A 24102-nucleotide genomic window follows, 5' to 3' on the forward strand; every position below is an offset into this window, starting at 1 on the left:
GCTATGCTGATCAGCCGAAACCGGCACAAGGCGCGGTCCGGGGCGATTCCAGCCGCTGCCGCCCAGTTTGCCGCACTGCAGCAATCAGACAAAAAAGTACGTCGTCCGCATTGGACGAATCCGCTAACTACTCCGCTGTTACGAGGAAGTCATGACCGAGCACGGTCCCCACGGTTCGGAACAACCGAACGGTTCTGATCGGCCCACGCCCGCTAACCCCGGGGCGCAACGCAACGCGGGGCCAGTCGAGGCGCCTTCGCGTGCGCGCCGCTGGCTCGTGCCCGGTGTCATCGGGCTGGTCGTCGTGCTCATTGCGGGCGGTGTTTATTACCGTCTGCACGCTCAAAATGCTCAGGGACCCGCCCAGGCGGGCGGGCGGCGTGGCGGTCCGCCCGCCGGTGCAGCCGGGGCCGGCGCTCCGGCCACGCCGGTCACGGCGGTCGAGGCCAAGACGGGCGATCTGCCGGTCTTCCTCAATGCACTGGGCACCGTCACGCCGACACGCAGCGTTACGGTGCATTCGCGGGTCGACGGTCAGCTCATGAAGGTGCACTTCAAGGAAGGCGACATGGTCAAGGAAGGCCAGTTGCTTGCTGAGATCGATCCGCGTCCGTTCCAGGTGCAGGTCACGCAGATGGAGGGGCAGCTCGCTCACGATCAGGCGCTGCTCAAGAACGCCCAGCTCGATCTGGCCCGGTACGAGACCCTTCTCAAGCAGGACTCGATTGCCGGACAGACCGTCGATACGCAGCGTGCGCTCGTCAAGCAGTACGAAGGGACGGTCAAGTCCGACGAAGGTCAGCTTGGCAATGCCCGTTTGCAGTTGAGCTATGCGAGCGTGACCGCACCGGTCTCAGGACTCGCGGGGCTGCGTCTGGTCGATCCGGGCAATATCGTTCACGCTTCGGACACCAACGGTATCGTGATCATTAACGAGGTCTCGCCGATTACCGTCGTCTACACAATTCCCGAAGACAATCTGCCGAAGGTGGTCAAGCGCTCGCGCAGCGGCGAGACGCTGCTCGTTGAAACCTTCGACCGTGCCGGCAAGATCAAGCTCGCGAGCGGCAAGCTCGCCTCCATCGACAACCAGATCGATACGACGACCGGCACCGTGAAGCTCAAGGCCGAGTTTGCCAACAGCGAGGGTTTGTTGTTCCCGAATCAGTTCGTCAACGTGAAGATGCTCGTCGACACGCTCAAGAGCGCCACGCTGATTCCGAGCGCGGCCGTGCAGCGCGGCACGCAGGGCAGCTTCGTTTATGCCGTGCAGCCGGATCAGACCGTCAAGCTCAAGACCGTGAAGCTCGGGCCGACCGATGGCACCAATGTGGCCGTGGAGTCGGGCATTGCGCCGGGCGAAAGACTCGTGATCGACGGCATGGACAAGCTGCGCGACGGCGCCAAGGTCGAAGTGATCACGGCCGAGAGCCGCGCGGCGGCCGTCGCACCGCGCGCCCCCGGCGAGAAGCGCAACGGCAACGGCGGGCATCGCCGTTCGGCGCAATAGGACGACGTCGCGTGATTTCACGCGACGCCACCGCGCTCATGCCCGACCACGCCCCCAGAGACGCCCTTCGACGTAGCCAATGAATCCGTCCCGCCCGTTTATTCTTCGACCGGTCGCCACATCGTTGCTGATGCTGGCGATCCTGCTTGCCGGTTTCGTCGCCTACCGGTTGCTGCCGGTGTCGTCGCTGCCGGAGGTCGACTATCCGACCATTCAGGTGGTCACGCTCTATCCGGGGGCGAGCCCGGACGTGATGACTTCGTCGGTCACGGCCCCGCTGGAGCGTCAGTTCGGCCAGATGCCGGGCCTGAACCAGATGTCCTCGACCAGCTCGGGCGGCGCGTCGGTGATTACATTGCAGTTCTCGCTGGACCTTGGACTCGACGTTGCCGAGCAGGAAGTGCAGGCCGCCATCAACAGCGCCAGCAACCTGTTGCCGAGCGATCTGCCGATGCCGCCGATCTACAGCAAGGTCAATCCGGCCGACACGCCGATCCTGACGCTGGCGATCATGTCGAAGACCATGCCGTTGCCCAAGCTGGAGGATCTGGTCGACACGCGCGTTGCCCAGAAGATCTCGCAGTTGCCCGGCATCGGTCTGGTGAGCATCTCGGGCGGCCAGCGGCCCGCCGTGCGTATTAAGGTCAATCCGCGCGCGATCACGTCGTATGGGCTGAACATCGAAGACGTTCGCACGTCCATCGCGGCGGCGAACGTCAATCAGGCGAAGGGAAGTTTCGACGGGCCGCAGCGGGCTTCGACCATCGACGCCAATGACCAGCTTGCCTCGGCCGACGAGTACCGCAATCTCGTGATCGCCTATAAGAATGGCGGCCCGATTCGTCTGTCCGACATCGCCGACGTCATCGACGGCGCGGAGAATACCAAGCTCGCCGCGTGGGCCGACACCACGCCGGCCATTGTGCTGAATGTGCAGCGTCAGCCTGGCGCGAACGTGATCGAGACGGTCAACAAGGTCAAGGCGCTCCTGCCACAGTTGCAGGCCGCCCTGCCGGGCAGTATCGACGTGAAGTTGCTCACCGACCGCACAACGACGATTCGCGCCTCGGTCTCCGACGTGCAGTTCGAACTCATTCTCGCCGTCGCCCTCGTGGTGATGGTGATCTTCCTGTTCCTGCGCAACGTCTCGGCGACCATCATCCCAAGCGTGGCTGTGCCGCTCTCGCTGGTTGGCACCTTCGGCGTGATGTATCTGGCCGGCTTCTCGATCAATAACCTGACGCTCATGGCGCTCACCATCGCGACCGGCTTCGTGGTGGACGACGCCATCGTGATGATCGAGAACATCGCGCGCTACATGGAGCAGGGGGAAAAGCCGTTGCAGGCGGCGCTCAAGGGCGCGGAGCAGATCGGCTTCACAATCATTTCGCTCACGTTCTCGCTGATTGCCGTACTGATTCCGCTGCTGTTCATGGGCGATGTCGTTGGCCGTCTATTCCGCGAATTTGCCATCACGCTGGCGGTGTCGATTCTCATCTCGGCCGTGGTGTCGCTTACGCTGACGCCCATGATGTGCGCGAAGCTGTTGCGTCACGTGCCGGAAGAGAAGCAGGGCAAGTTCTATCGCAAGACCGGCGAGATTTTCGATCGCATCATCGCGAAATACGGCGAATGGCTCACGTGGGTGCTCGATCGTCAGCCGGCAACGCTGCTTGTCGCCCTCGGCACGCTCGTGCTCACGGTGCTGCTGTACATATGGGTGCCCAAGGGCTTCTTCCCGGTGCAGGACACTGGGGTGATTCAAGGCATTTCCGAGGCGCCGCAGTCGATCTCGTTCGCCGCCATGGGCGAGCGTCAACTGGCGCTGGTGGCCAAGGTGCTGGAAGATCCGGCGGTCGAATCGGTGTCGTCGTTTATTGGTGTGGACGGGGTGAACGCCACGCTCAACAGCGGGCGTCTGCTCATCAACCTGAAGGACAAGGCCACGCGCGGGATCGACGCCTCGGAGGTCATCCGCCGGATTCAGCCCGAGGCGGCGAAGGTGCCCGGCATCGCGCTCTATATGCAGCCGGTACAGGATCTGACCATCGAAGACCGCATCAGCCGCACGCAGTATCAGTTCACGCTGCAAGATCCGAGTCTGGATACGCTTGGCATCTGGGTGCCGAAGCTCATTGACCGGTTGCAACGTGTGCCGCAACTGGCAGACGTCACGAGCGATCTGCAAGTCAATGGGTTGCAGGCTTACGTGGAGATCGACCGCGATACGGCGAGCCGTCTCGGCGTTACGCCGTCCGCCGTCGACCAGACGCTCTACAGCGCGTTCGGCCAACGGTTGATTTCGACGATCTACACGCAGGCGTCGCAATACCGCGTGGTGCTCGAAGTCGCAGACGACTTCCAGCGCGGCCCCGACGCGCTCAAGGGCATTTACGTCGCGTCGTCATCGGGGGTACAGGTGCCGCTCACGTCGTTTGCGAAGATCGTGGAGAAGCCCACGCCGCTGGCGATCAACCATCAGGCGCAGTTCCCGGCCGCGACGATTTCGTTCAATCTTGCCAAGGGGGCGTCGCTGGGCGATGCGGTGAAGGCGATCACTGCGGCCGAGGCGGACATCGGCCTGCCAGTGAGCACCCAGACGACGTTCCAGGGCGCGGCGCAGGCGTTCCAGGCGTCACTGTCGAACACCCTGTGGCTCATTCTCGCGGCGGTCGTGACGATGTACATCGTGCTCGGCGTGCTGTACGAGAGCTATATTCATCCGATCACCATTCTCTCGACGCTGCCGTCGGCCGGGGTGGGCGCACTGCTGGCGCTCATGGTCTCCGGCAACGACATCAGCATCATCGCGATCATCGGCATCATTCTGCTGATCGGTATCGTGAAGAAGAACGCCATCATGATGATCGACTTCGCCCTCGAGGCGGAACGCGAGCACGGCATGGCGCCGCGCGAAGCGATCTACCAGGCGTGTCTGTTGCGTTTCCGCCCGATTCTGATGACGACGATGGCGGCCGTGCTGGGGGCACTGCCGCTCATGCTGGGCTCGGGCGTGGGCTCCGAGTTGCGCCAGCCGCTGGGTATCACGATGGTGGGCGGGCTGATGGTCAGTCAGGTGCTGACGCTCTTCACCACGCCGGTGATCTACCTGTGGTTCGACCGCTGGGCCGCACGGGTGCGCGCCTGGCGTGAACGGCGCTTCGGACCGTCGGATGACCACGAGCACGGCGATCATGGCGATCCCGGTAACCCGGGCGGCGGCGCCCCGGTCATTACGGACGGCCCGGCACGATGAACCTGTCGGCCGTCTTCATCAGGCGCTCGGTCGCGACCGTTCTGCTCACCATCGGGGTGACGCTGGCGGGCATCGTCGCGTTCGGATTGCTGCCTATTTCGCCGCTGCCGCAGGTCGACTTCCCGACAATCTCGGTTTCGGCGTCGCTGCCGGGCGCCAGCCCCGAGACCATGGCGGCGAGTGTGGCAACGCCGCTTGAACGCTCGCTCGGCCGGATTGCCGGCGTGACGGAAATGACGTCGAGCAGTTCGCTGGGTTCGACCCGCATTACGTTGCAATTCGACCTCTCGCGCGACATCAACGGCGCGGCGCGCGACGTGCAGGCGGCGATCAACGCCGCGCGCAGCCTGCTGCCGTCGGGGCTGCCGAGCAACCCGACCTATCGCAAGGTGAATCCGGCGAGCGCACCGGTGATGATCATTGCGCTGACCTCGGAGAGCATGACGCGCGGGCAGATGTACGACGCCGCGTCGACCATCCTCGCGCAGAAGATCTCGCAGCTCGAAGGCGTGGGCGATGTGACGGTGGGCGGCAGTTCGCTGCCCGCGGTGCGCGTCGAACTCAACCCGACGGCGCTCAACAAGTATCAGATCCCGCTGGAAACGGTGCGCACGGCGATTCAGGCGGTCAACGCAAACCGCCCGAAGGGGGCGCTCGAAGACGGCGACCGGCGCTGGCAGATTCTCGCCAACGATCAGGCGAAGACGGCGAAAGAATATCTGCCGGTCATCGTGGCTTATCAGGACGGCCGGCCGGTGCGTCTGGCCGATATCGCCGACGTGGTCGACTCGGTGCAGGATTTACGCAATGCGGGGTCGGCCAACGGCAAGCCGTCGGTGCTGCTTGTCATCACGACCCAGCCTGGGGCGAACATCATCGAGACGGTCGACGGCATCAACAAGATATTGCCGAATCTGCGCGCTTCGATTCCGGCTGCGATCAATCTCGATGTGGTGATGGACCGAACGCCGACGATTCGCGCGTCGCTCAAAGAAGTCGAACGCACGCTGTTGATCTCGATCGCGCTCGTGATCATGGTGGTGTTCCTCTTCCTGCGCAATTGGCGCGCGACGCTGATTCCGAGCGTGGCCGTACCCGTCTCGCTGATCGGCACGTTCGGGGTGATGTACCTGTGCGGCTTCAGTCTCGATAACCTGTCGCTCATGGCGCTCACCATTGCGACGGGCTTCGTGGTCGACGACGCCATTGTGGTGCTGGAGAACATCTCCCGTCATATCGAAGAGGGGCTGAGCCCCTTTGCGGCAGCGCTCAAAGGCACGCGAGAAGTGGGTTTCACTGTGCTGTCGATGAGTATTTCGCTGGTGGCGGTGTTCATTCCGCTGCTGTTGATGGGCGGCATTGTCGGACGGCTGTTCCGCGAATTTGCGGTCACGCTCTCGGCAGCCATCATGGTCTCGCTGGTCGTCTCGCTCACGACCACGCCGATGATGTGCGCACGCTTGCTCAAGGGAAAGGCCGCACCGGGCGTGCCGGCCGGCACGGCGCCCCTTGCGCCGGAGCCGCCGCCGCGCCCGTCCATCTGGACACGCCTGGGCAACTGGACCGAGCGCGGCTTCGACGCCACGCTGCGCGAGTACGAACGCTCGCTGTCATGGGCGCTGCGCCACGGGCCGCTGATGTTGCTGATTCTGCTGGCGACGATCTGCCTGAACGTCTGGCTCTACACGGTGGTGCCGAAGGGGTTCTTCCCGCAGCAGGACACGGGGCGGATGATCGGCTTCATTCAGGCCGATCAGGCGATCTCGTTCCAGGCGATGGAAAAGAAGCTGGCCGACTTCATCAGGATCGTGCAGGCCGACCCGGATGTGGCGACTGTTACCGGCTTTACCGGCGGGTCGAACCGCAACGGCGGCTCGATGTTCGTCACGCTCAAGCCGCTGGGCGAACGCAAGCTTTCGGCCGATCAGGTCATTGCACGTTTGCGCGGCAAGCTGGCCAAGGAGCCGGGGGCCATGCTCTACCTGCAATCGGTGCAGGACATTCGCGTGGGCGGCCGCTCCAGCAACGCACAGTATCAATACACATTGCAGGCGGACGATCTTCAGCAGTTGCGTGATTGGGAGCCGAAGGTGCGCAATGCGATCTCGCGGTTGCCGAACCTCGTGGACGTGAATACCGATCAGCAGGACAAGGGATTGCAGACGACGCTCGACGTCGACCGCGATCAGGCGTCGCGGCTGGGGCTAACGATGAGCCAGATCGATAACGTGCTCAACGACGCCTTCGGGCAGCGTCAGGTCTCCACCATCTACAATCCGCTCAACCAGTACAAGGTCGTGATGGAGGTGGCGCCGCAATGGTGGCAAAGCCCCGAGTCGCTCAAGGACATCTATGTGGTGACCTCGGCGGGCGCACAGGTGCCGCTCTCGGCGTTTGCACGCTACCGGCCGACGAATACCGCGTTGGGCGTCTCGCATCAGGGCCAGTTCGCAGCGAGCACGATTTCGTTCAATCTGCCGCCGGGGGTCTCGCTCTCCGAGGCGCAGGCGTCGATCAACGACGCTGTGAGCCGGTTGGGCATGCCAACGTCTGTGCAGGGCAGCTTCCAGGGCACGGCGCAGGCTTTCCAGTCGGCGCTGTCGTCGCAACCGATTCTGATCCTGACGGCGCTGCTCACGGTGTATATCGTACTGGGCGTGCTCTACGAGAGTTACATCCATCCGCTCACCATTTTGTCGACGCTGCCGTCGGCGGGCGTGGGGGCATTGCTGGCGTTGCTGCTGTTCAATACCGAGTTCAGCATCATTGCGCTCATCGGTGTGATTCTGCTGATCGGTATCGTGAAGAAGAACGCGATCATGATGATCGACTTCGCGCTCGACGCGCAGCGGCGTTTGAATATGCCGCCGCGCGAGGCCATTTACCATGCGTGCGTGTTGCGCTTCCGTCCGATCATGATGACCACAATGGCTGCCATGCTCGGGGCGATTCCGCTGGCGCTCGGCACCGGCGACGGGGCGGAGTTGCGTCAGCCGCTGGGTATCTCCATCGTGGGCGGCCTGCTGGTGAGTCAGATGCTGACCCTCTACACGACGCCGGTGGTGTACCTGTATCTCGACCGTGTGCGCCTGCGCTGGGCGCGATGGCGCGCACGGGGCCGGAGCGGCCATAGCGACGTCGGGGAGGTGGGGCATGGCTGATGCCGTTCGCCGAGTGCACCGCCTGCGCGGCGTACTTTCCCGCGCGCTTCCGGGAGGACTTCCCGGCGTGTTTTCCGATATGCGTTCCGAAACTTCTGTCCCGGCCGATGGGCCGATGTCTGCCATGTCCCGACCCCTGAATCGCCAAGTCCTCACCGTTCGTTCTCATGCGGGAACTGCCGCGGCAGCGGGGCAAGGGCGGGGCGTGGCCCGCTCACCCCGTGCGCGCCGCACGGCAACGTTCCTCGCTGCGAGCGCCGTGTTGTGGCTCGCCGGCTGCGCGGTGGGGCCGGACTATGTGCGCCCGGACATCGATACCCCGGCCGCGTTCAAGGAAACCGGCGACTGGAAGCTCGCCGAGCCCAGCGATGCCGTGTCGAAGGGCGATTGGTGGGCGATCTATCAGGACCCCGTGCTCTCCGAGTTGATGGCGCAGGTCGACGTCAACAATCAGAACATCAAGGTGGCCGAGGCGAACTATCGGCAGGCGCTGGCCGTGGCCTCGCAGGCGCGTTCCGCCTTTTTCCCCACGATTGGCGCCGACGCGGGTCTCACGCGCGCCAGTTCGCGTGTGAGCAGCTCGGCGGTGAGCGGATCGGGTGTGGGGGGTATTTCGAACAGCTACAGCCTGTCGGGCACGGCAAGTTGGGAGCCGGACATCTGGGGCAGCGTGCGACGCTCGGTCGAGGCGGGCAACGCCAGCGCCGAGGCGAGTGCAGCCGATCTGGCCAATGCACGTTTGTCGGCGCAGGCGCTGCTTGCGCAGAATTATTTCGACCTGCGGGTGACGGACGCACAGCGAGCGTTGCTGGATCGCACGGTCGCGGCGTACGAGCAGACGCTCAAATTGACGCAGAACCAGTACGCCGTTGGCGTGGCGCAGCGCTCGGACGTGATTCAGGCGCAAACGCAGTTGCAATCGGCACAGGCGTCCGCCATCGATATCGAAGTGACCCGCGCGCAACTGGAGCACGCGATTGCGTTGCTCGTGGGCAAGGCGCCGGCCGCTTTCTCGTTGCCGGTGTCGCCGTTGCGCGCCGCACTGCCGCCGGTGCCGGTGAGTCTGCCGTCGACATTATTGGAGCGCCGGCCCGACATTGCGGCGGCCGAGCGTTCGGTGGCGGCCGCCAACGCGAAGATCGGTGTCGCCAAGGCGGCATTCTTCCCGACCCTCTCGCTCGCGGCGACAGGCGGTTTCCAGAGCAGCAGCTTCGCCAACTGGCTAACGCTGCCGAGCCGCTTCTGGTCGGTTGGCCCGGCGCTGGCAGCCACGCTTTTCGACGGTGGCTTGCGCCGCGCACAGACCGACGCGGCCATTGCTGCGTACGACGCGCAGGTCGCCACTTACCGTCAGACCGTGCTGACGGCGTTCCAGTCGGTCGAAGACAATCTCGCCGCGCTGAACTATCTGGGACGTGAGGCCGTCGTGCAAAACCAGGCCGTTCAGTCCTCGCGTGAAGCGCTGCAACTGATCCTCAATCAATACAAGGCGGGCACGGTCAGCTTTCAGAACGTGTTGACGGCGCAGGCGACCGCGTATGCCACGGAGCGTACGGCCCTGACGATCCTTGGCCGTCAATTCACCGCCAACGTTCTGCTGGTGACCGCCCTGGGCGGCGGCTGGCATGGCTTGCCGTCCGACGGCGAGCCTCGCGATGCAACGCGCGGAGCAACGCAGCCTGCGACGGTTGCCGATACCGCGAGTCCCGCCAAAAACGGCGGCATGCAAGAGTAACGCGCCTCCTCGGTCTTGCTCGCGACTGACCGGTCGAAATCCGCTTCGACCGGTCGCACCTCTGCATCTTCCGTTCTCCCGCTACGCATTTTCCGACGCTCGCGCCGCGTGGATCACTAAATTCGATCCCGGTGTTTAAGATAATTCCGAACTTCACAATCGGACTAACGGAAACCCCTGTTGCGATTCCTCTGAAGGCCCGTGACGCAAGTAGCACGAAAGGTCCTGGCGTACGGCCAAGTAATTTCACCTCTGAGCGAGTCTCGTCAAGCCATTGGGCAGCAGTGCCCGCTCTATCGGGCAGCATGCGGGCGTCTCGCCCATTGACCACACTGCGTAGCAAGAATGCCCGTCCGAATCGAGTATGTGACGTTTCCCATCCGGTCTGCACGATTCCTTTTTGCCAGAATGAACGCGCTTCGATGCGATGACAGGCGCGAAGCACCGTGCGCAGCTTGCGGCGGTGACGGTGCTGTCAGATCACGAAAAAGAGAGGGGGGGAACGATGACGATCAATGTTGTGGTCGCGGACGACCATCCGATTGTGCGTTATGGAATACGACGGTTGCTGGAAGAGCGGGAAATGATTCATCTGGTCGGCGAGGCGGCCAATTCGTCTGAACTCGTGACCTTGTTGGCCAAGTCGCCGTGCGACATTCTGGTGACGGATTTCTCGATGCCCGGAGGGAATTTCAAGGACGGGCTTTTTCTTATCGGTTACGTGCGCCGGTACTTTCCCAACATCAAGATCATCGTAGTGACGATGCTGGAGAATCTGGCGATTCTTCGCGGCATGCTCAAGCTAGGTGTGCATTCGATTCTCTCGAAGCTCGACGAGCAGAGTTCGATTGCCGACATCGTATGCGTGGTGGCTGACGGTAGCCGCTACATTCCGGCAGGGCTGGCGACACGGCTGCACGACTCGGTGGTTGACGAAACCGAGATCGATGCGTCGAAGCTCTCGGGGCGCGAGGTGGAGGTCGTGCGATTGTTCGTCTCGGGTCTCACGATCAGCGAAATCGCGTTTCAGCTTAGCCGTAGCGTGAAGACGGTCAGTTCGCAGAAGACCAACGCCATGCGCAAGCTCGGGCTGGAGCGTGACGTCGATCTGTATCACTACGCCACCCGGACTGGCATTACCTGATGTCGTCCGGCATTCCGTGAGGAACGGTTGCCGGCCGGATGCATCCGTCATCAGGCCGGCAATCGAATACCCCGCATGTCGCGCAGGATCAATTCGCCTGCGCGAAGCATCTGCTTGAGTTGATGCACCACCTGCTTGATCTCCTGAACCTGACTCTCCGGCGCATCGGGTTGCTGCTCCTGCGCAACGACCAGCGCGTCCAGACGCCGCGTATAGTCGCGCATTGCCTCGGTCGCGGCCTGTGCGTCGGTCGGCACCGACGCGGCAGGTGCCGCGACTGCCTGCGAGAGCAGATCGCTGATCGCCGCAACGACCTGTGCGAGCTCGCCACTCTTGTCGGCGGCAATCTGACGCGGCAGTACATCGGCCATGCCGGTGATATACGACGCCATCACATGGTTCTGCACCAGTAGATCGTTGAGTTCGCCAACGCAGACCTGTTTGGACTTCGGCTCCAGCATCATGCGTTTGAAAGCCGCACCGAAATTCCCGAAAGCGATATGCATGTCCTTGCGCGCCATGCGATAAGCGAAGTCATCTCGTTTTCCCTCGCGCCCGGCGCTCGACTCGAGATAGGCGCGCGTCGACTGCACCGCTTGCCGGATGAGCGGCCCCATCAGCCGGTATTCCCAATACGGGAACAGATACGAGCAGACCAGTGCCACGGCCGACCCGATGAGCGTGTCGATGGCACGCTCGCCGATCACGGAAAGTGAGCCTGGCAACAGGAAGTGGAACAGCAGCAGCACGTAAGACGACATGAACACGACCGACAGGCCGTAGTTGAACAGCGACAGACTGTTGCCCATGACCATGCAGAAGAACATGAGCGCAAGCAGTATCCAGGGCTTGTGCACGAACGACAGAATGACCAGCACGCTCACACAGCCGAGCAGCGTGCCCGTCAGACGCTGGGCGTTCTTCTGCTTGGTCAGGCTGAAGCCCGGCTTCAGAATCACGATGATCGTGAGCAACACCCAGTAGCTGTGTGCCTGACCGGCCAGCAGCGACCAGTTCTCGCAGATGATGAGGCCGGCGGAGATGGCGATCGTTACCCGCAACGCATGGCGAAAGCTCGGAGACGAAAACGTCAAATTCTTCCAGAGCAATTTCGGAGAAAAGCTCTGCCGTGACGTGAAGCGCTGGAGCGCCTGATCGATCTGCACCTCGGTGGCGGTGCCCGCCGTGGCGAGATTCGTGTTGCGGTGCATGCGTTCCACGATCCGGGTGCTGCTCCACACACGGCGGAAGGTGCTGGTGAGAGCCTGATACGCCTCGGGGGCGCGTTGCGGGAGCGACTGCTTGCGCATGAGCTCGATCTCATACTCAATGGCGCGGAACTCCGCGCGCCAACTGCGCTGTGCGCGAGACGCTTCGTTGGTGGCAATGGCGTAACCGATGGCGTCCACTTCGTGCGCAATCTTGCGGATCATATCGCGGAAGAACACGAGCACGTCGTTATCGGCGAACTCCCGGCGAAGCATCGGATAGTCGGTGTGTACCGACACTACGACCTCGTGCAGATCGACGATGTTGATGAACAGATTGAACAGCATGGTGCGGCGTGGTTCGAGCGTGCCCGTACGCAAGCGCGGCAGATTGCGCAGAATGATCTCGCGCGCGGCCTGCTGCTTCTCGACCACGTTGACCTGGGCGGCGATCAGACGCCGGTAGCAATCGTCGATGTCGGTCGACGTGTCGTAGAACGCCGCTTTGGCTTCGAGATACTGCGCGGTAACGAAGAAACACTCGGCGAGGGTCTGCTGTTCGATGCGAAACCACCAGACGCGACAGACGACGAGGCTGAAATAGGTGTACCAGAGACCGCCTGCGAGAACGGCCCCCGCGTCGAGCACCGCCTGATGACGTGTCAGATCGGCTTCGACGTTGAGCACCATCATCATCAGACAGGCGAAGCTCACGAGCGACGCGCGGTAGCCGTAGACCACGAGCATCGACAGACCGAAGGTCAGAATCAGGGAGGTGATCCAGAGTTGCCACGGCTGCGCGGCGGTGGCCATGCCGGTGATCAGCACCGTGAGGGCACCGAGCAGTGTGCAGCTAAGCAGTTCCGTGTGCTTGTGGCGCAGCGGCCCATTAATGTCGACCACGCTCGCGCACAGGGCGCCCGAGGCAACTTCAATGCCGAGCAGGTGCTGATCCATACCCCAGAAGAGCACGAGGGCGGGCAGCACGACACCTACTGCCTGACGGGTGCCGCTGAAAAAATAATGGCTATATAGGAATTTCTTGATATCGGTCTGGTAGTCCATGCGTCGGGTGCGAGTGGTCCGCAGCAAAGCCGGCCGCGCGATGGGGTAGGGCGCGGCGCAGTGAGAGTCTAGCCGAAGGCCCGGGCGCCGCGAAGGGGGGATACCGCCGGTTACATACGGCCCGCGGACGTGCTTGTCATCAGATCCCAATCGGTTGGCACTCAAGACGGGGCAGGATTTCGGATCTGTCCGATCGGCTTCGCTACGGGGCATTTGTTATGCTTGCGAACAGACTCGCTTAGCCGCCACGCCCGCATGCTCCATCTATTCTTCTCCAATCGGTTCACCACGCTCGAAGCCGCGCTGCTGCGAGATATCGCTCAAGCGCCCGGCAGCGCGGGTGAAGCGGAAAATCCGTTCGAGACGGAAACCATCGTCGTGCCAAGTGTGGCGGTGCGGCGACGGCTCGAACTGGACTATGCCGATGTCTTTGGGGTGTGCGCCAACGTCCGTCTGACCTATCTCGCCCAATGGCTGTGGGACATGGCGGGCAAGTTGCTCACGGTGCCGGAAAGTTCGCCGTTTGCGCCGGACCGCCTCGTCTGGCCGCTGTACCAGTGTCTGGCGCAACCCTGGGTGGAGACCTCGCCGCGTCTGTCGGGCTATCTGTCGGGAGCGGACGATGTCATGCGCTTCGAACTAGCCGATCGTCTGGCGCATATTTACGACCAGTACCTGACCTACCGGCCGAACTGGCTCGAAAGGTGGCAATCCGGTGAGGTCATCGAGCCGGGGGCTGCTGCGGGCTGGGGCGAAGTTCAGCGCGACGACGAAGCCTGGCAGAGCGCGTTGTGGCGGCAGGTGCTGGCTCATCTGGAGATTCGTGAACGTCACCCGACACTGCGGGCGATCGACCGGATCGAGCAATTGACGCCCGAAACAGTGCCGGCCGGATGGCCGTCGCGTGTTTCCGTGTTTGCGCTGTCCTCGATGCCACCGCTGTCGATGGCGTTGCTCAAGGCGATGTCTCGCTTGATCGACGTCCATCTGTATGTACTCAATCCGTGCGAAAGCTATTGGTTCGATATCGTGCCGCCGTCGCGTCTGTCGTATCTGACGCGCCGTGACGGCGTTGCACATCGGGAAGTGGGGCATCCGTTGCTTGCCGAATGGGGGCGTCAGACGCAGTCGCACATCGATGCGCTGTATGCGGACCTTGCCCCGCAAGCCGTGGAGGATCGGGCGCTGTTTCAGCCGAATCCCGCGCCGACGCTACTCGCCGCCTTACAGAACGGCATTCTTACGCTCGACGACGGCCGGCATGGGGCGCCCGACGGTGTGGGTGCCGACGGATCGGTGCAGGTGCATGTCTGCCATAGTCTGGCGCGACAAATCGAGGTGCTGCACGACAGATTGCTCGCGTGCTTCGACGAGATTCCCGATCTGCGCCCCGATGACGTGCTGATTACCGTGCCGGATCTGGGGCGCGCGGCCCCGCTGATCGACGCGGTATTCGGTACCGCAACGCCTCGTATTCCCTATCTGGTGACCGGGCTGCCGCCAACGCGGACCAACCCCGTTGCCCGCGCCTTTGCCGCGATTCTGGCATTGCCGCAACAGCGCGTGGCGGCGTCGAGTCTGGTGGAGCTGGCGCGAACGGAGGCCATTGCGCAACGCTACGATCTGGGCGGCAACGTACTCGACGCGATTCAGAACTGGCTACACGCCGCCGGTGCCCGGCGCGGCTGGCGTGGCGATGCGCTGTTGCGACTCGACGCCCCGCGCACGCCGACGGCGCCGGCCGCTGTGGCGGGGGGCGCGCCCGCGCTGGAGCGGCATACGCTGGGCGACGCCATGATGCGGTTGTTCCTCGGCTATGCGTTGCCGGACGAGTCGATGCCCGTGGACGATTGGCTTCCGGTCGGGGGCATCGAAGGCGGGCGTGCCGAATTGCTGGGACAACTGGCGCGACTGATCGACGATCTTGATGCGACCGCCGTGGCATTGCAAACCGAGCGTACCGGACTCGCGTGGCGTGATCAGTTGCTGGCGATGCTGGAGCAGTTTTTCTCTGACGAACCACGCTTTGCCGACGATGTCGCCGAAGTGCGCATGGCCATCGAGCAGATCGGTTCCGCCATCGCCGATGGCGCTCCCGAGGTGCAGGTGCCGGTCGAAGTGGTGGCGCGTGTGCTCGCCGATGCGCTTGACGATCCGACGCGTGGCGGTGTGCCGTCGGGCCGGGTGACGTTCGCGGCAATTCCAAGCTTGCGTCTGCTGCCGTACCGCGTGGTGTGCATGATCGGTATGGACGACGGCGTATTGCCCGGGCGTGTGCGTGCCGACGAGTTCGACCTGATGCGTGCGTTGCCGCAGCGTGGCGATCGCCAGCGTCGCGACGACGAGCGCAATCTCTTCCTCGATCTGATGCTGAGCGCGCAGGATCGATTTTTGCTGACCTATACAGGGCGAAGTGTGCGCGATAACGCGCCGCTGCCACCCTCGACTGCCGTCGATGAACTGCTCGACTTCACCGGGCAGTTGCTTGCCCCGGTGTCGCAGGGGTATGACCTCGACGATCAGCGCAAGGCACGGGAGCGTCTCGTGGTGTTGCATCCGTTGCAACCGTTTTCTCCCGCCTATTTCGACGGGCGCGATGCGTCGCTCTTCAGCTACGACGTATCCAATGGCGAGGCCGCCCGGCAGTTGGCGGACCAATTGGCGTCTCCCGCCCCCGAGGCGCATGCTGCGCCCTTTGTGCGCGAGCCGTTGCCTGCGGTCGCGCAAACCCATCTGACCCTCGACGACCTGCTTCGCTTCTGGCGTCACCCGGGCAGAGCGTGGGCGCGCGACCGGCTGGGTCTGTCGCTCGGCGAGATGCTGACGGAGGTAGACGACGAAGAGCCCTTCGCGCTCGACTGGGCCGGACGCGATGCGTTGGCGGCACGGCTGCTGCCGCGGCTCCTGCATCACGACGGACGCGATATGCGCACGCACGTCGACGCCATCGAACGCATCGCGAACGTGAGCCACGAGTTGCCGGGCGGAGCAACCGGCGCGGTCTGGCGTCGAAGGGAATTGGGCGGTCTGCGCGCGCTGGCGACGCAGGTGCGAGAGGCGCAAGCCGAAGGCACGCAGGAGCTTCTGGTGACGCTGCCTTTGAAGCCCGCGTTGCCGCCGTCATGGCGCGAGTCGACGGAGGCAGCCTGGCACGGTGACGCGACCTTGTCTGCGGATTGCCTGTTGCAAGGGCGTCTGGCGCCCGTTTCCCGTTACGGGTTGGTGATGTATCGATATGGCAGCATGCGCCCGAGCGATCTGCTGGCGGCGTGGCTGGCCCATCTCGCGCTTTGTGCGCATCTCCAGCAGCCCGAACATGCCGGTCTGGATGTCGTGGCCAGAACCCTGTGGTACGGCGAAGACGAGACGTTTGCCTTGCGTCCGGTCGACGACGCGGCAACGCTGCTGGGGCAATGGGTGGCGTTGTACCGGCTGGGGCAGACCCGGCCGCTGCCGTTCTTTGCCCGCAGCGCCTGGAAGCTGGCGAGCACGGGCAAGCCGGGCGAGGCAGAGAGCGCGTGGCAGGGTTCCGCCTTTGCGCGCGGCGACGCAGACGATCCGTACACACGGTTGATCTGGCGTGGCATAGAAGACCCGCTCGCGTCGCCGTTCGATTTGCTCGCCAACACGGTGTTCGGCCCGGTGGTGCAGCACCTTGAAGTCGTGGAGGGCGCATGACTCAGCTCATCGACCTCGACGTCTTCCACTGCAATCTCGACGGCATTTGCCTGATCGAGGCGTCGGCCGGCACCGGCAAGACATGGAACATCTGCGCGCTGTACGTGCGCTTGCTGTTGGAAAAGCAGCTAACGGTCGAGCAAATTCTCGTCGTCACCTTCACCAATGCGGCTACCGCCGAGTTGCGTGAGCGCATTCGCGGGCGGTTGGCCGGACTGGTCGCCGCCATGGCGCCGGTGTTCGGCGAGGAAGGTGACGAACCGAACGAAGACCCGGAAATCGCGGAAGACGAATTCCCCGACTTCGATCCCGATGCCAGCGACGACCCCCTGTTCAACGTGATGATCGCGGGGTTGGTCGAGCGCGGCGAGATGACGCCGAAGGCCATCCGCGACTGCCTTCAAACGGCACTGCGTGCGTTCGATCAGGCGTCGATCCATACGATTCACGGTTTCTGCCAGCGGGCGCTCTCCGAGGTGCCGTTCGCCGCCGGATTGCCGTTCGCTTATGAACTGGTGCCGGACGACAACGGGGTGCGCCACGATCTGGCGGTCGAATTCTGGCGCCGGGTGGTCGAACCCATGGCGGCACAGGACGATGGTTTCGCTGCGTGGCTCGTTGATCGCAAGCGGTCGCCGGGTACGCTCACTGACCAGTTGGCGCGTCGTCTGAAGAAGCCGATGTCGGCATTGCGCTGGCCGCCGGCGGTTGAGACCGATGTGCAAACGTCGCCCGATTCGGCCTTGCTCGCGACCTATGCGGCGGCGGCCGATTGCTGGGAGGCCGAGGCTTCGGCGATTGCCGATCTGATGCGCACGGCGTTGCCGTCGTACAAGAAGAACATTTACCACGAGACGTCGCTCGCTCAGGCCGTATCGGCATGGCAGCGCTATTTGCGGGCAAATGATGTGGGGGCGTTGTTGAGTCCGAAAGCGGAGTTGCTCACGACGACGCGTCTGGCCAAGGACATCAAGAAGGGCGAGACTCCTCCGGATCACCGGTTCTTCGACATGGCCGAGGTTCTTGTGCGTGCGCGCGCCGATGCCGACGAGCGTTACGCAATGCAGTGGTTGCGGATTCTGCGCGAGTGGTTGAGGTACGCGCCCGATCAACTGGCGCTTCGCAAACGTGAATTGCGCGTGGTGTCGTTTGACGACCTGCTTGGCAACATCGCACGTGCGCTGACCCAGCATCCCGATTTGGCCGATGCTCTGCGCACGCGTTATCCCTGCGCGTTGATTGACGAGTTTCAGGATACCGACCCGCTCCAGTTCGCCATCTTCAACGCGGTGTACGGCGCGCGGGAATCCGCTGCACCGGATGATGCGCCGGGACCGATGTTCATGGTCGGCGATCCCAAGCAGGCGATTTACAGCTTCCGGGCTGCGGATCTCCATACGTATCTGGCGGCACGCGAGAACGCCGACGCGGCGTATACGCTCGCCGTCAACCAGCGCTCGACGCCGGCCATCATCGAGGCGGGCAATCGCCTGTTCGGTGCTAACGACCGGGCGTTCGTACTCGACGGACTTGAGTATCCTCCCGTGCGTCCGGGGGTACGTCGGCGTGAGCCGTTCTCGGATGTGCGAGAGGTGGCCGACTTCACCGTCTGGTGGTTGCCGGACGACGACGAACCGCTGTCGAAGGACGATGCACAGCAGGCCTGCGCGCGAGCCACAGCCGCCGAGGTAGCACGCTTGTTGGCGGGCGCATCGCGCGGCGACGTGCGGGTAGGCGAGCGCCCGCTTGCACCGGCCGACATCGCCGTGATTGTGCAGACGCACCGGCAGGGCGCGTTGATGAAAGCGATGCTCGCGGAACATGCCGTGGGGAGTGTGGAGCTGACGCAGGACTCGGTGTTTGCGAGTGACGAAGCCGAGACGCTGTTACGGGTGTTACGTGCAGTGGAGTCGCCCGGCGACGTGCGAGCGTTGCGGGCGGCGCTTGCGACGGAGCTGTTCGGGCTCGACGCCACGGCCCTGTATCGCATGCAGACCAGCGAGGCCTCCGATGCGGAAGCGATCGCATGGATCGAGCGGTTGCAACGGTATCGTCAGTTATGGACCGAGCGCGGTTTCTCGGCCATGTGGCGCACGCTCATGCGCGAGTTAGGGTTGGCCGCGCGTCTGGTGGCGCAGTCGGGCGGCGAGCGTCGTCTGACGAACTTCATGCACCTCGCGGAGCTTGCGCAGTCACGTTGGGCCGAGCAGCCGGGCATGCCTGCGCTGCTGCGATGGCTGGCGTCGCAACGCAACGCCAGTGGCGGCGAGGAGGCGCAATTGCGTCTGGAGTCGGATCAGAATCTGGTGCAGATCGTGACCGTGCACAAGTCGAAGGGACTCGAGTACGGCGTAGTTTTCTGTCCATTCCTGTGGGACGGGGCGGTGCGCGACGGTGGCAGCCTCGATGGCCTTGAGTACCACGACGGTCCCACGGCGGTGATCGACTTCACGGATGCCGCGGGCAAGGGTTCACCGGCGGCGGCCGCGCTACGTCGGGAGCAGTCGGCAGAGCAGGCGCGACTGTTATATGTCGCGCTCACGCGCGCGGTCTATCGATGCTATCTGGCCGCAGGAATTTATACATCTCGCCGGAGCGTGAAAGAGGCGTGCGGTGGCATGCTGAACTGGTTAGCCGCCGGGCAAGGTATTTCGTTCGATGCGTGGATGACGTCGAGCGTGGATACCGACGAGCGGGTCGCCACCATCCGGTCGGCATGGACTGCGCTCGCCGGTGGCCCGTTAGCCATTGTGCCGCTACCGACAGGCGATGCACTCGATGCCGGCACCCGTGTCGCCCACGAGGCGCCGCCTGAAATCGCTACGCGTGCCAGCACACGGGCGTTGCGCGAAGTCTGGCGCATCGGCAGCTTTTCGGGGCTGCTGGCGGGCATGCACACGGGGCCGCAGTTGGGGGGAGGGCAATTGAGTGCGCCGGAGCGCACGCGTCCCGATTACGACGCGCAGGCGAATGCCGGCCCCACGTTTGCGTTGCCGCCGGAGGGCGACGACACCTGGCCGCCGATCGACGACATTCTTCGTTTCCCGCGAGGGCCGGCTGCTGGCGAGAGCCTGCACCGTGTGTTCGAACTGGCCGACTTCCAATCGCGCGCACAGTGGCCGCATGCGGTCTCGCGAGCGTTGCGAGAGCGTCCGCCGGGACGAGGCGCCGAGCAAAACGATACGTGGCGGGCCATGATGATGAACATGCTCGCGGGTACCCTCGCGACACCGCTGCGTCCCGGTCTGCATTTGGCGGACGTGGCGTTGACGGAGCGGCTTACCGAAATGGAGTTCACGTACCCCGCCGATGCCGTGTCGCTCGATGCGTTGCGTGGCTTGTTGCGTCAGTTTGGATATCCGGATCTGCCGCTCGATGCCACGGTGCTGCGCGGCTATCTCAAGGGCTTCATCGATCTGGTGTTCCGGCACGGCGGTCAGTGGTGGATTCTCGACTGGAAGTCGAACTATCTTGGCACGGCACCGGAGAACTACGGCGCCGACGGCTTGCGCGAGGCGATGGCCGAGCATGGCTATCACCTCCAATATCTGCTCTACACGCTGGCGCTGCACCGGTACTTGCAGCGGCGTATGGCGGACTACGATTACGAGCGCGATATGGGCGGCAGCCTCTATCTCTTTGTCCGGGGCGTTCGGCCCGATTGGGCCAGCGCGCATCTGGCCGGCGACGACGTGCCCGGTGTCTTCTTCGACAAGCCGTCGCGCGAGATGGTCGATGCACTCGATCGACTGTTCGCCGCAGGCGAAAACGCGGCACTCGCAGAGGCGCTGTCGCTGGACGCACGCAATGCCGACGCAACCCCCGACGGGGAGGGCGCATGAGCGACATCCGTCTCGCGGGAGAGTCGTCAAGCGCACCGTTGGCCGATAGCGGCGTAGTACGGCTGGCGCAGGGGTTCGCGCGCCGAATGGCACTGCTTGCACGCGGGCATGGCGCAGATGACGTAACGTGCCGCTACGTCTGGCGTGCCGCGCTTGCCGTGAGTCTGGCCACGGCCGAAGGTCACGTCTGCGTGCCGCTCGATCACCTGCTGGAAGCGCAGGCCAGCGGCGAGCTGTTTCCCGGCGATGCGCCCGCCCTGTCGGTTTGGCGCGAGGCGCTTTTTGCCAGCGGGCTGTGCGCCCCCGCCAGTCTCGCGATAGCGTTGAGGGGCGATGCGCAGGCCGAAGCTTTTCCGCTACTTCTCGACGATCAGGACCGGCTCTATCTCGCCCGCTACTACGGTTATGAAGCGCGTCTCGCAGCGGCGCTCGGACGCAAGTTGTCGTCGAGTGCACGCACGGCGGTGACGTCTGAGGACCGCGCGCGTTTGCGGCGCTACTTCGGCGAAGGCGTACTCATCTCGCCGGAGGGGAAACCGGAGCCCAATTGGCAGATGGCGGCGGCGGCGCTCGCGTTGCAACGTCCGTTGGTGGTGCTCAGTGGTGGTCCGGGCACGGGCAAGACGACCACGGTGGTTGGTTTGCTCGCGTGCCTGCTCGAGCGCGACGCCAACTTGCGGGTGGCACTCGCGGCGCCCACGGGCAAGGCGGCGCAGCGTATGCAGGAGGCCCTGACCGCGCGGCAAGACCTTCCGGAAACCGTGCGGCAAGCGTTGCCCGAGGCGGCGGTGACGTTGCACCGCCTGCTTGGCGTCTTGCCCGAATCGGCGGAGCAGGTCGGCCGTCGCTTCCGTCACCATGCGGGGAACCCGTTGCCCTACGATCTGATCGTCGTGGATGAGGCGTCGATGATCGATTTGTCGATGGCGACGCAACTTCTCGAAGCGGTGCCCGATGGCGCTCGTCTGATCCTGCTGGGAGACAAGGACCAATTGGCAGCGGTGGAAGCGGGCGCCGTATTCGGCGAATTGAGCGCGCAACGGGTATTTTCGCCTGACATGCGCATGCGCTTGTTGTCTGCCCTCGCATGGCCCGCAGACGAGCCGCCTCGCACGGGGCCGCTGGCCATTGGCGGCGGCCACCAGGGCATTGCGGGAGGTAATGCCCGTAGGGTGCAAGGTCTCGAAGACGCCGTGGTGTGGCTTGAGCGCACCTATCGCTTCGGAGCGCATTCTGCGATTGGCCGGCTCGCTACCGCCATCAAGTCGGGCAAGGTGATCGAGGCGCGCAAGGAGTTCACCCTCCCGGATACCTCGTCCGCTTCCGGATCGGCGGAGGTTGGTGCGCAGGGAGGTGCCAATGAGACCAAGTGCGCAGACCGCGTGATGCTTAGCGAGGATGGCGGCATACAACTGTCGCCGGCCAATCTGAATTCGCTGGCCGATGGCTATTCGGCATATCTCGATGCGTTGACCGAAGCCGTGACGACGATCGGGCAGCTTGGCGACCCGGCGGCGGCCACCACGGCGGATATCGCCATGGTGGCGCAACCGGTATTCGCTGCGTTCGGTCAGTTCCGTGTGTTGTGTGCCACGCGTGGGGGGCGGCGCGGCGTTGAGTTTCTCGGTGCGCAACTGACGGCGCTGTTGGCGCGTCGTGCGGGCGTTGCGCTAGGCGCGGGCGGTGGCGCATGGTTTGCGGGGCGTCCGGTGTTGGTGACACAGAATGAGTACGCGCTAAACCTGTTCAACGGCGACATCGGTATCGCGCTGCCGCTCGGCCCCTCCGGTACGCTGCGTGTGGCGTTCGCGACGCCGGACGGCGGGTATCGTCTCTACTCGCCGGCCAGTCTGCCTGCGCATGAGACCGCATTCGCCATGACGATCCATAAATCGCAGGGGTCTGAATTCGAGCGCGTGGCGATGGTGCTGCCGGAGCAGTCGAGCCGCGTGCTGTCGCGCGAGCTGATCTATACCGGCGTGACGCGGGCGCGTCGCCAGGCATGGCTGTATGCGCCGTGGCCGGTGATTGCGTCGGCCATCGCGCGGCCGACGCAGCGCGATGGCGGGCTGACCGACCGGTTGAGGGAGGTGCTGGCTACGGCGCCGGATTCGATGCCGCAATAGTGGCCTCGGCCGCTGAGCCGAGGCGCGTAACGAGTAACTGGTCGATCTTGTAGTTATCGATGTCGACCACCTCGAATTTGTAACCCGCCGCTTCGGTCGCTTCCGATTTTTTCGGAATGCGCTTGAGCTGATAGATCATGAACCCGGCGATGGTTTCAAACTCGCCTTCGCCGGGAAGCTCGTCGATATCCAGGGCCTTCTTCACATCTTCGACCGACGTGACACCGTCGACGAGCCACGAATGATCGTCGCGTTGCACGATCTGATCTTCGTCGGCGGGGTGAATGACGTCGCCCATGAGTGCGCCCACGATGTCGTTGAGCGTCACCACGCCAACGACGAGACCGTATTCGTTGATGATGACGGCAAAACCCTCGCGCGTTTCTTTGAAGCGGGCCAATGCCTCGGACAAATTCAACGTGTCGGGAATGACCAGCAGCTTCTTTGCATAAAGGCGATCCAGATTGCGGATCACGCTCGACAGATCTTCGCTGGCAATGCGCTGAAGCAGATCTTTCGAGTCGACATAGCCGAGCACGTTGTCGATTTCGTCGCGGCACACGAGATATTTCGAGTGCGGGCTTTCGATCATCTTCTGGCGAATGCTGCGCTCTTCTTCGGCGATGGTGAAGTACACCACATCGTCTCGAAACGTCATGACCGAGCCGACCGTGCGCGACTCCAGCTCGAACACGTTCTCGATCAGATGGAGTTCCTGCTTACGGACCACGCCCGCTTGCGCGCCTGCGCCGACCATTGCGGCGATGTCCTCGGAAGTAATGTTCTCGATGGCATGCGTGGGCAACTTGAAGAGGCGAAGGAATATGTTCGCCACCCCGTTGAACAGGTAGACGAGCGGGCGCAGGATCTTCAGGCACAGCAGCATCGGATCGATGATGGCCGTGGCAACGCGCTCGGGATTGACCATTGCGAGACGCTTGGGAATCAGATCGGCGAACTGGATGAAGGCGATCGTAATGAACAGGAACGAGCCGATGCCGGAGAGTCGCAGGGCTAACGCCTGATCGGTGATTCCCGAGAGCCATCCGAACAGGTAGCTGGTCAGGAAGCTCTCGCCGAGTACGCCGCCAAGCACGGCGACGGCGTTGACGCCAATCTGTACGACAGTGAAGAAATTGCCGGGCTGCTCCTTAAGGGCGAGCACCTTCACGGCCTGAGGATCGCCTTTTTCCATTAGCACCTGAAGCTTGGTGCGTTTGGCGGCAGTCAGTGAGATTTCGGCGGCGGAGAAGAACGCGCTCACCAGAACCAGCAACAAGATACTGAAAAGAAAACCGTAACCACTCATATTGTTATCCCTGTAAGTGCGAGAGCGGGTACATTGCCGCGACGCAGGCCGGACGCGTTTGCACGGGG

General features: G+C 63.5%; 10 protein-coding genes. 8 read left to right on the forward strand and 2 right to left on the reverse strand.

Annotation, left to right across the window (positions count from 1 at the left end; translation table 11 throughout):
• Positions 1 to 151: 151 nt before the first annotated feature.
• The 5 genes from AT395_RS06270 (at position 152) to AT395_RS06290 (ending at position 10806) form a co-directional block, all read left to right on the forward strand.
• Entirely contained in the window at positions 152 to 1510 is a 1359-nt protein-coding gene (locus AT395_RS06270) for an MdtA/MuxA family multidrug efflux RND transporter periplasmic adaptor subunit (RefSeq protein WP_231586139.1), read from the forward strand.
• A 79-nt stretch (positions 1511 to 1589) separates the two neighbouring features.
• Complete coding sequence (locus AT395_RS06275) at positions 1590 to 4766, forward strand: MdtB/MuxB family multidrug efflux RND transporter permease subunit (RefSeq protein WP_048627827.1); 3177 nt, start codon at positions 1590 to 1592, stop codon at positions 4764 to 4766.
• Positions 4763 to 7927: a multidrug efflux RND transporter permease subunit gene (locus AT395_RS06280; RefSeq protein WP_042112597.1), complete on the forward strand. Its 3165-nt coding sequence runs from the start codon at positions 4763 to 4765 to the stop codon at positions 7925 to 7927. Before AT395_RS06275 ends, AT395_RS06280 begins: the two co-directional genes overlap by 4 nt.
• Before the next feature lie 124 nt (positions 7928 to 8051).
• Positions 8052 to 9662, forward strand: coding sequence for an efflux transporter outer membrane subunit (locus AT395_RS06285; protein ID WP_414813074.1), 1611 nt, complete (start codon positions 8052 to 8054; stop codon positions 9660 to 9662).
• Positions 9663 to 10167: 505 nt separating this feature from the next.
• Positions 10168 to 10806 (forward strand): response regulator, encoded by a 639-nt coding sequence (locus AT395_RS06290; protein ID WP_042112595.1) that lies wholly within the window; start codon positions 10168 to 10170, stop codon positions 10804 to 10806.
• 50 nt (positions 10807 to 10856) lie between these two features.
• Here AT395_RS06290 and AT395_RS06295 read toward each other — a convergent pair whose 3' ends face one another.
• On the reverse strand, positions 10857 to 13079 hold the full coding sequence (locus tag AT395_RS06295) for an FUSC family protein (protein ID WP_042112593.1): 2223 nt from the start codon (positions 13077 to 13079) through the stop codon (positions 10857 to 10859).
• Between the two features lie 255 nt (positions 13080 to 13334).
• Between AT395_RS06295 and recC the strand changes: the two genes are divergently transcribed.
• Genes recC through recD form a run of 3 tightly spaced genes read left to right on the forward strand, consistent with a single transcriptional unit; the run spans position 13335 to position 22725 of the window.
• Positions 13335 to 16757 (forward strand): exodeoxyribonuclease V subunit gamma, encoded by a 3423-nt coding sequence (gene recC, locus AT395_RS06300; RefSeq protein WP_048627824.1) that lies wholly within the window; start codon positions 13335 to 13337, stop codon positions 16755 to 16757.
• Entirely contained in the window at positions 16754 to 20599 is a 3846-nt protein-coding gene (gene recB / locus AT395_RS06305) for an exodeoxyribonuclease V subunit beta (protein ID WP_072632787.1), read from the forward strand. The genes recC and recB overlap by 4 nt, the downstream gene beginning before the upstream one ends.
• Positions 20596 to 22725: an exodeoxyribonuclease V subunit alpha gene (gene recD, locus AT395_RS06310; RefSeq protein WP_048627823.1), complete on the forward strand. Its 2130-nt coding sequence runs from the start codon at positions 20596 to 20598 to the stop codon at positions 22723 to 22725. Before recB ends, recD begins: the two co-directional genes overlap by 4 nt.
• Here the strand turns inward: recD and paeA are convergent.
• Positions 22697 to 24034 (reverse strand): polyamine export protein PaeA, encoded by a 1338-nt coding sequence (paeA, locus tag AT395_RS06315; protein WP_042112589.1) that lies wholly within the window; start codon positions 24032 to 24034, stop codon positions 22697 to 22699. The two genes, recD and paeA, sit on opposite strands and share 29 nt — an antisense overlap.
• Positions 24035 to 24102 lie beyond the last annotated feature (68 nt).

The organism is Pandoraea apista, assembly GCF_001465595.2.
In the GTDB taxonomy this organism is placed as follows: domain Bacteria; phylum Pseudomonadota; class Gammaproteobacteria; order Burkholderiales; family Burkholderiaceae; genus Pandoraea; species Pandoraea apista.

Bases quoted from the DNA above. Each gene is read 5' to 3' on its own strand.
- AT395_RS06270 (WP_231586139.1), top strand. From the start codon at position 152: ATGACCGAGCACGGTCCCCACGGTTCGGAACAACCGAACGGTTCTGAT.
- AT395_RS06275 (WP_048627827.1), top strand. From the start codon at position 1,590: ATGAATCCGTCCCGCCCGTTTATTCTTCGACCGGTCGCCACATCGTTG.
- AT395_RS06280 (WP_042112597.1), top strand. From the start codon at position 4,763: ATGAACCTGTCGGCCGTCTTCATCAGGCGCTCGGTCGCGACCGTTCTG.
- AT395_RS06285 (WP_414813074.1), top strand. From the start codon at position 8,052: ATGTCCCGACCCCTGAATCGCCAAGTCCTCACCGTTCGTTCTCATGCG.
- AT395_RS06290 (WP_042112595.1), top strand. From the start codon at position 10,168: ATGACGATCAATGTTGTGGTCGCGGACGACCATCCGATTGTGCGTTAT.
- AT395_RS06295 (WP_042112593.1), bottom strand. From the start codon at position 13,079: ATGGACTACCAGACCGATATCAAGAAATTCCTATATAGCCATTATTTT.
- recC (WP_048627824.1), top strand. From the start codon at position 13,335: ATGCTCCATCTATTCTTCTCCAATCGGTTCACCACGCTCGAAGCCGCG.
- recB (WP_072632787.1), top strand. From the start codon at position 16,754: ATGACTCAGCTCATCGACCTCGACGTCTTCCACTGCAATCTCGACGGC.
- recD (WP_048627823.1), top strand. From the start codon at position 20,596: ATGAGCGACATCCGTCTCGCGGGAGAGTCGTCAAGCGCACCGTTGGCC.
- paeA (WP_042112589.1), bottom strand. From the start codon at position 24,034: ATGAGTGGTTACGGTTTTCTTTTCAGTATCTTGTTGCTGGTTCTGGTG.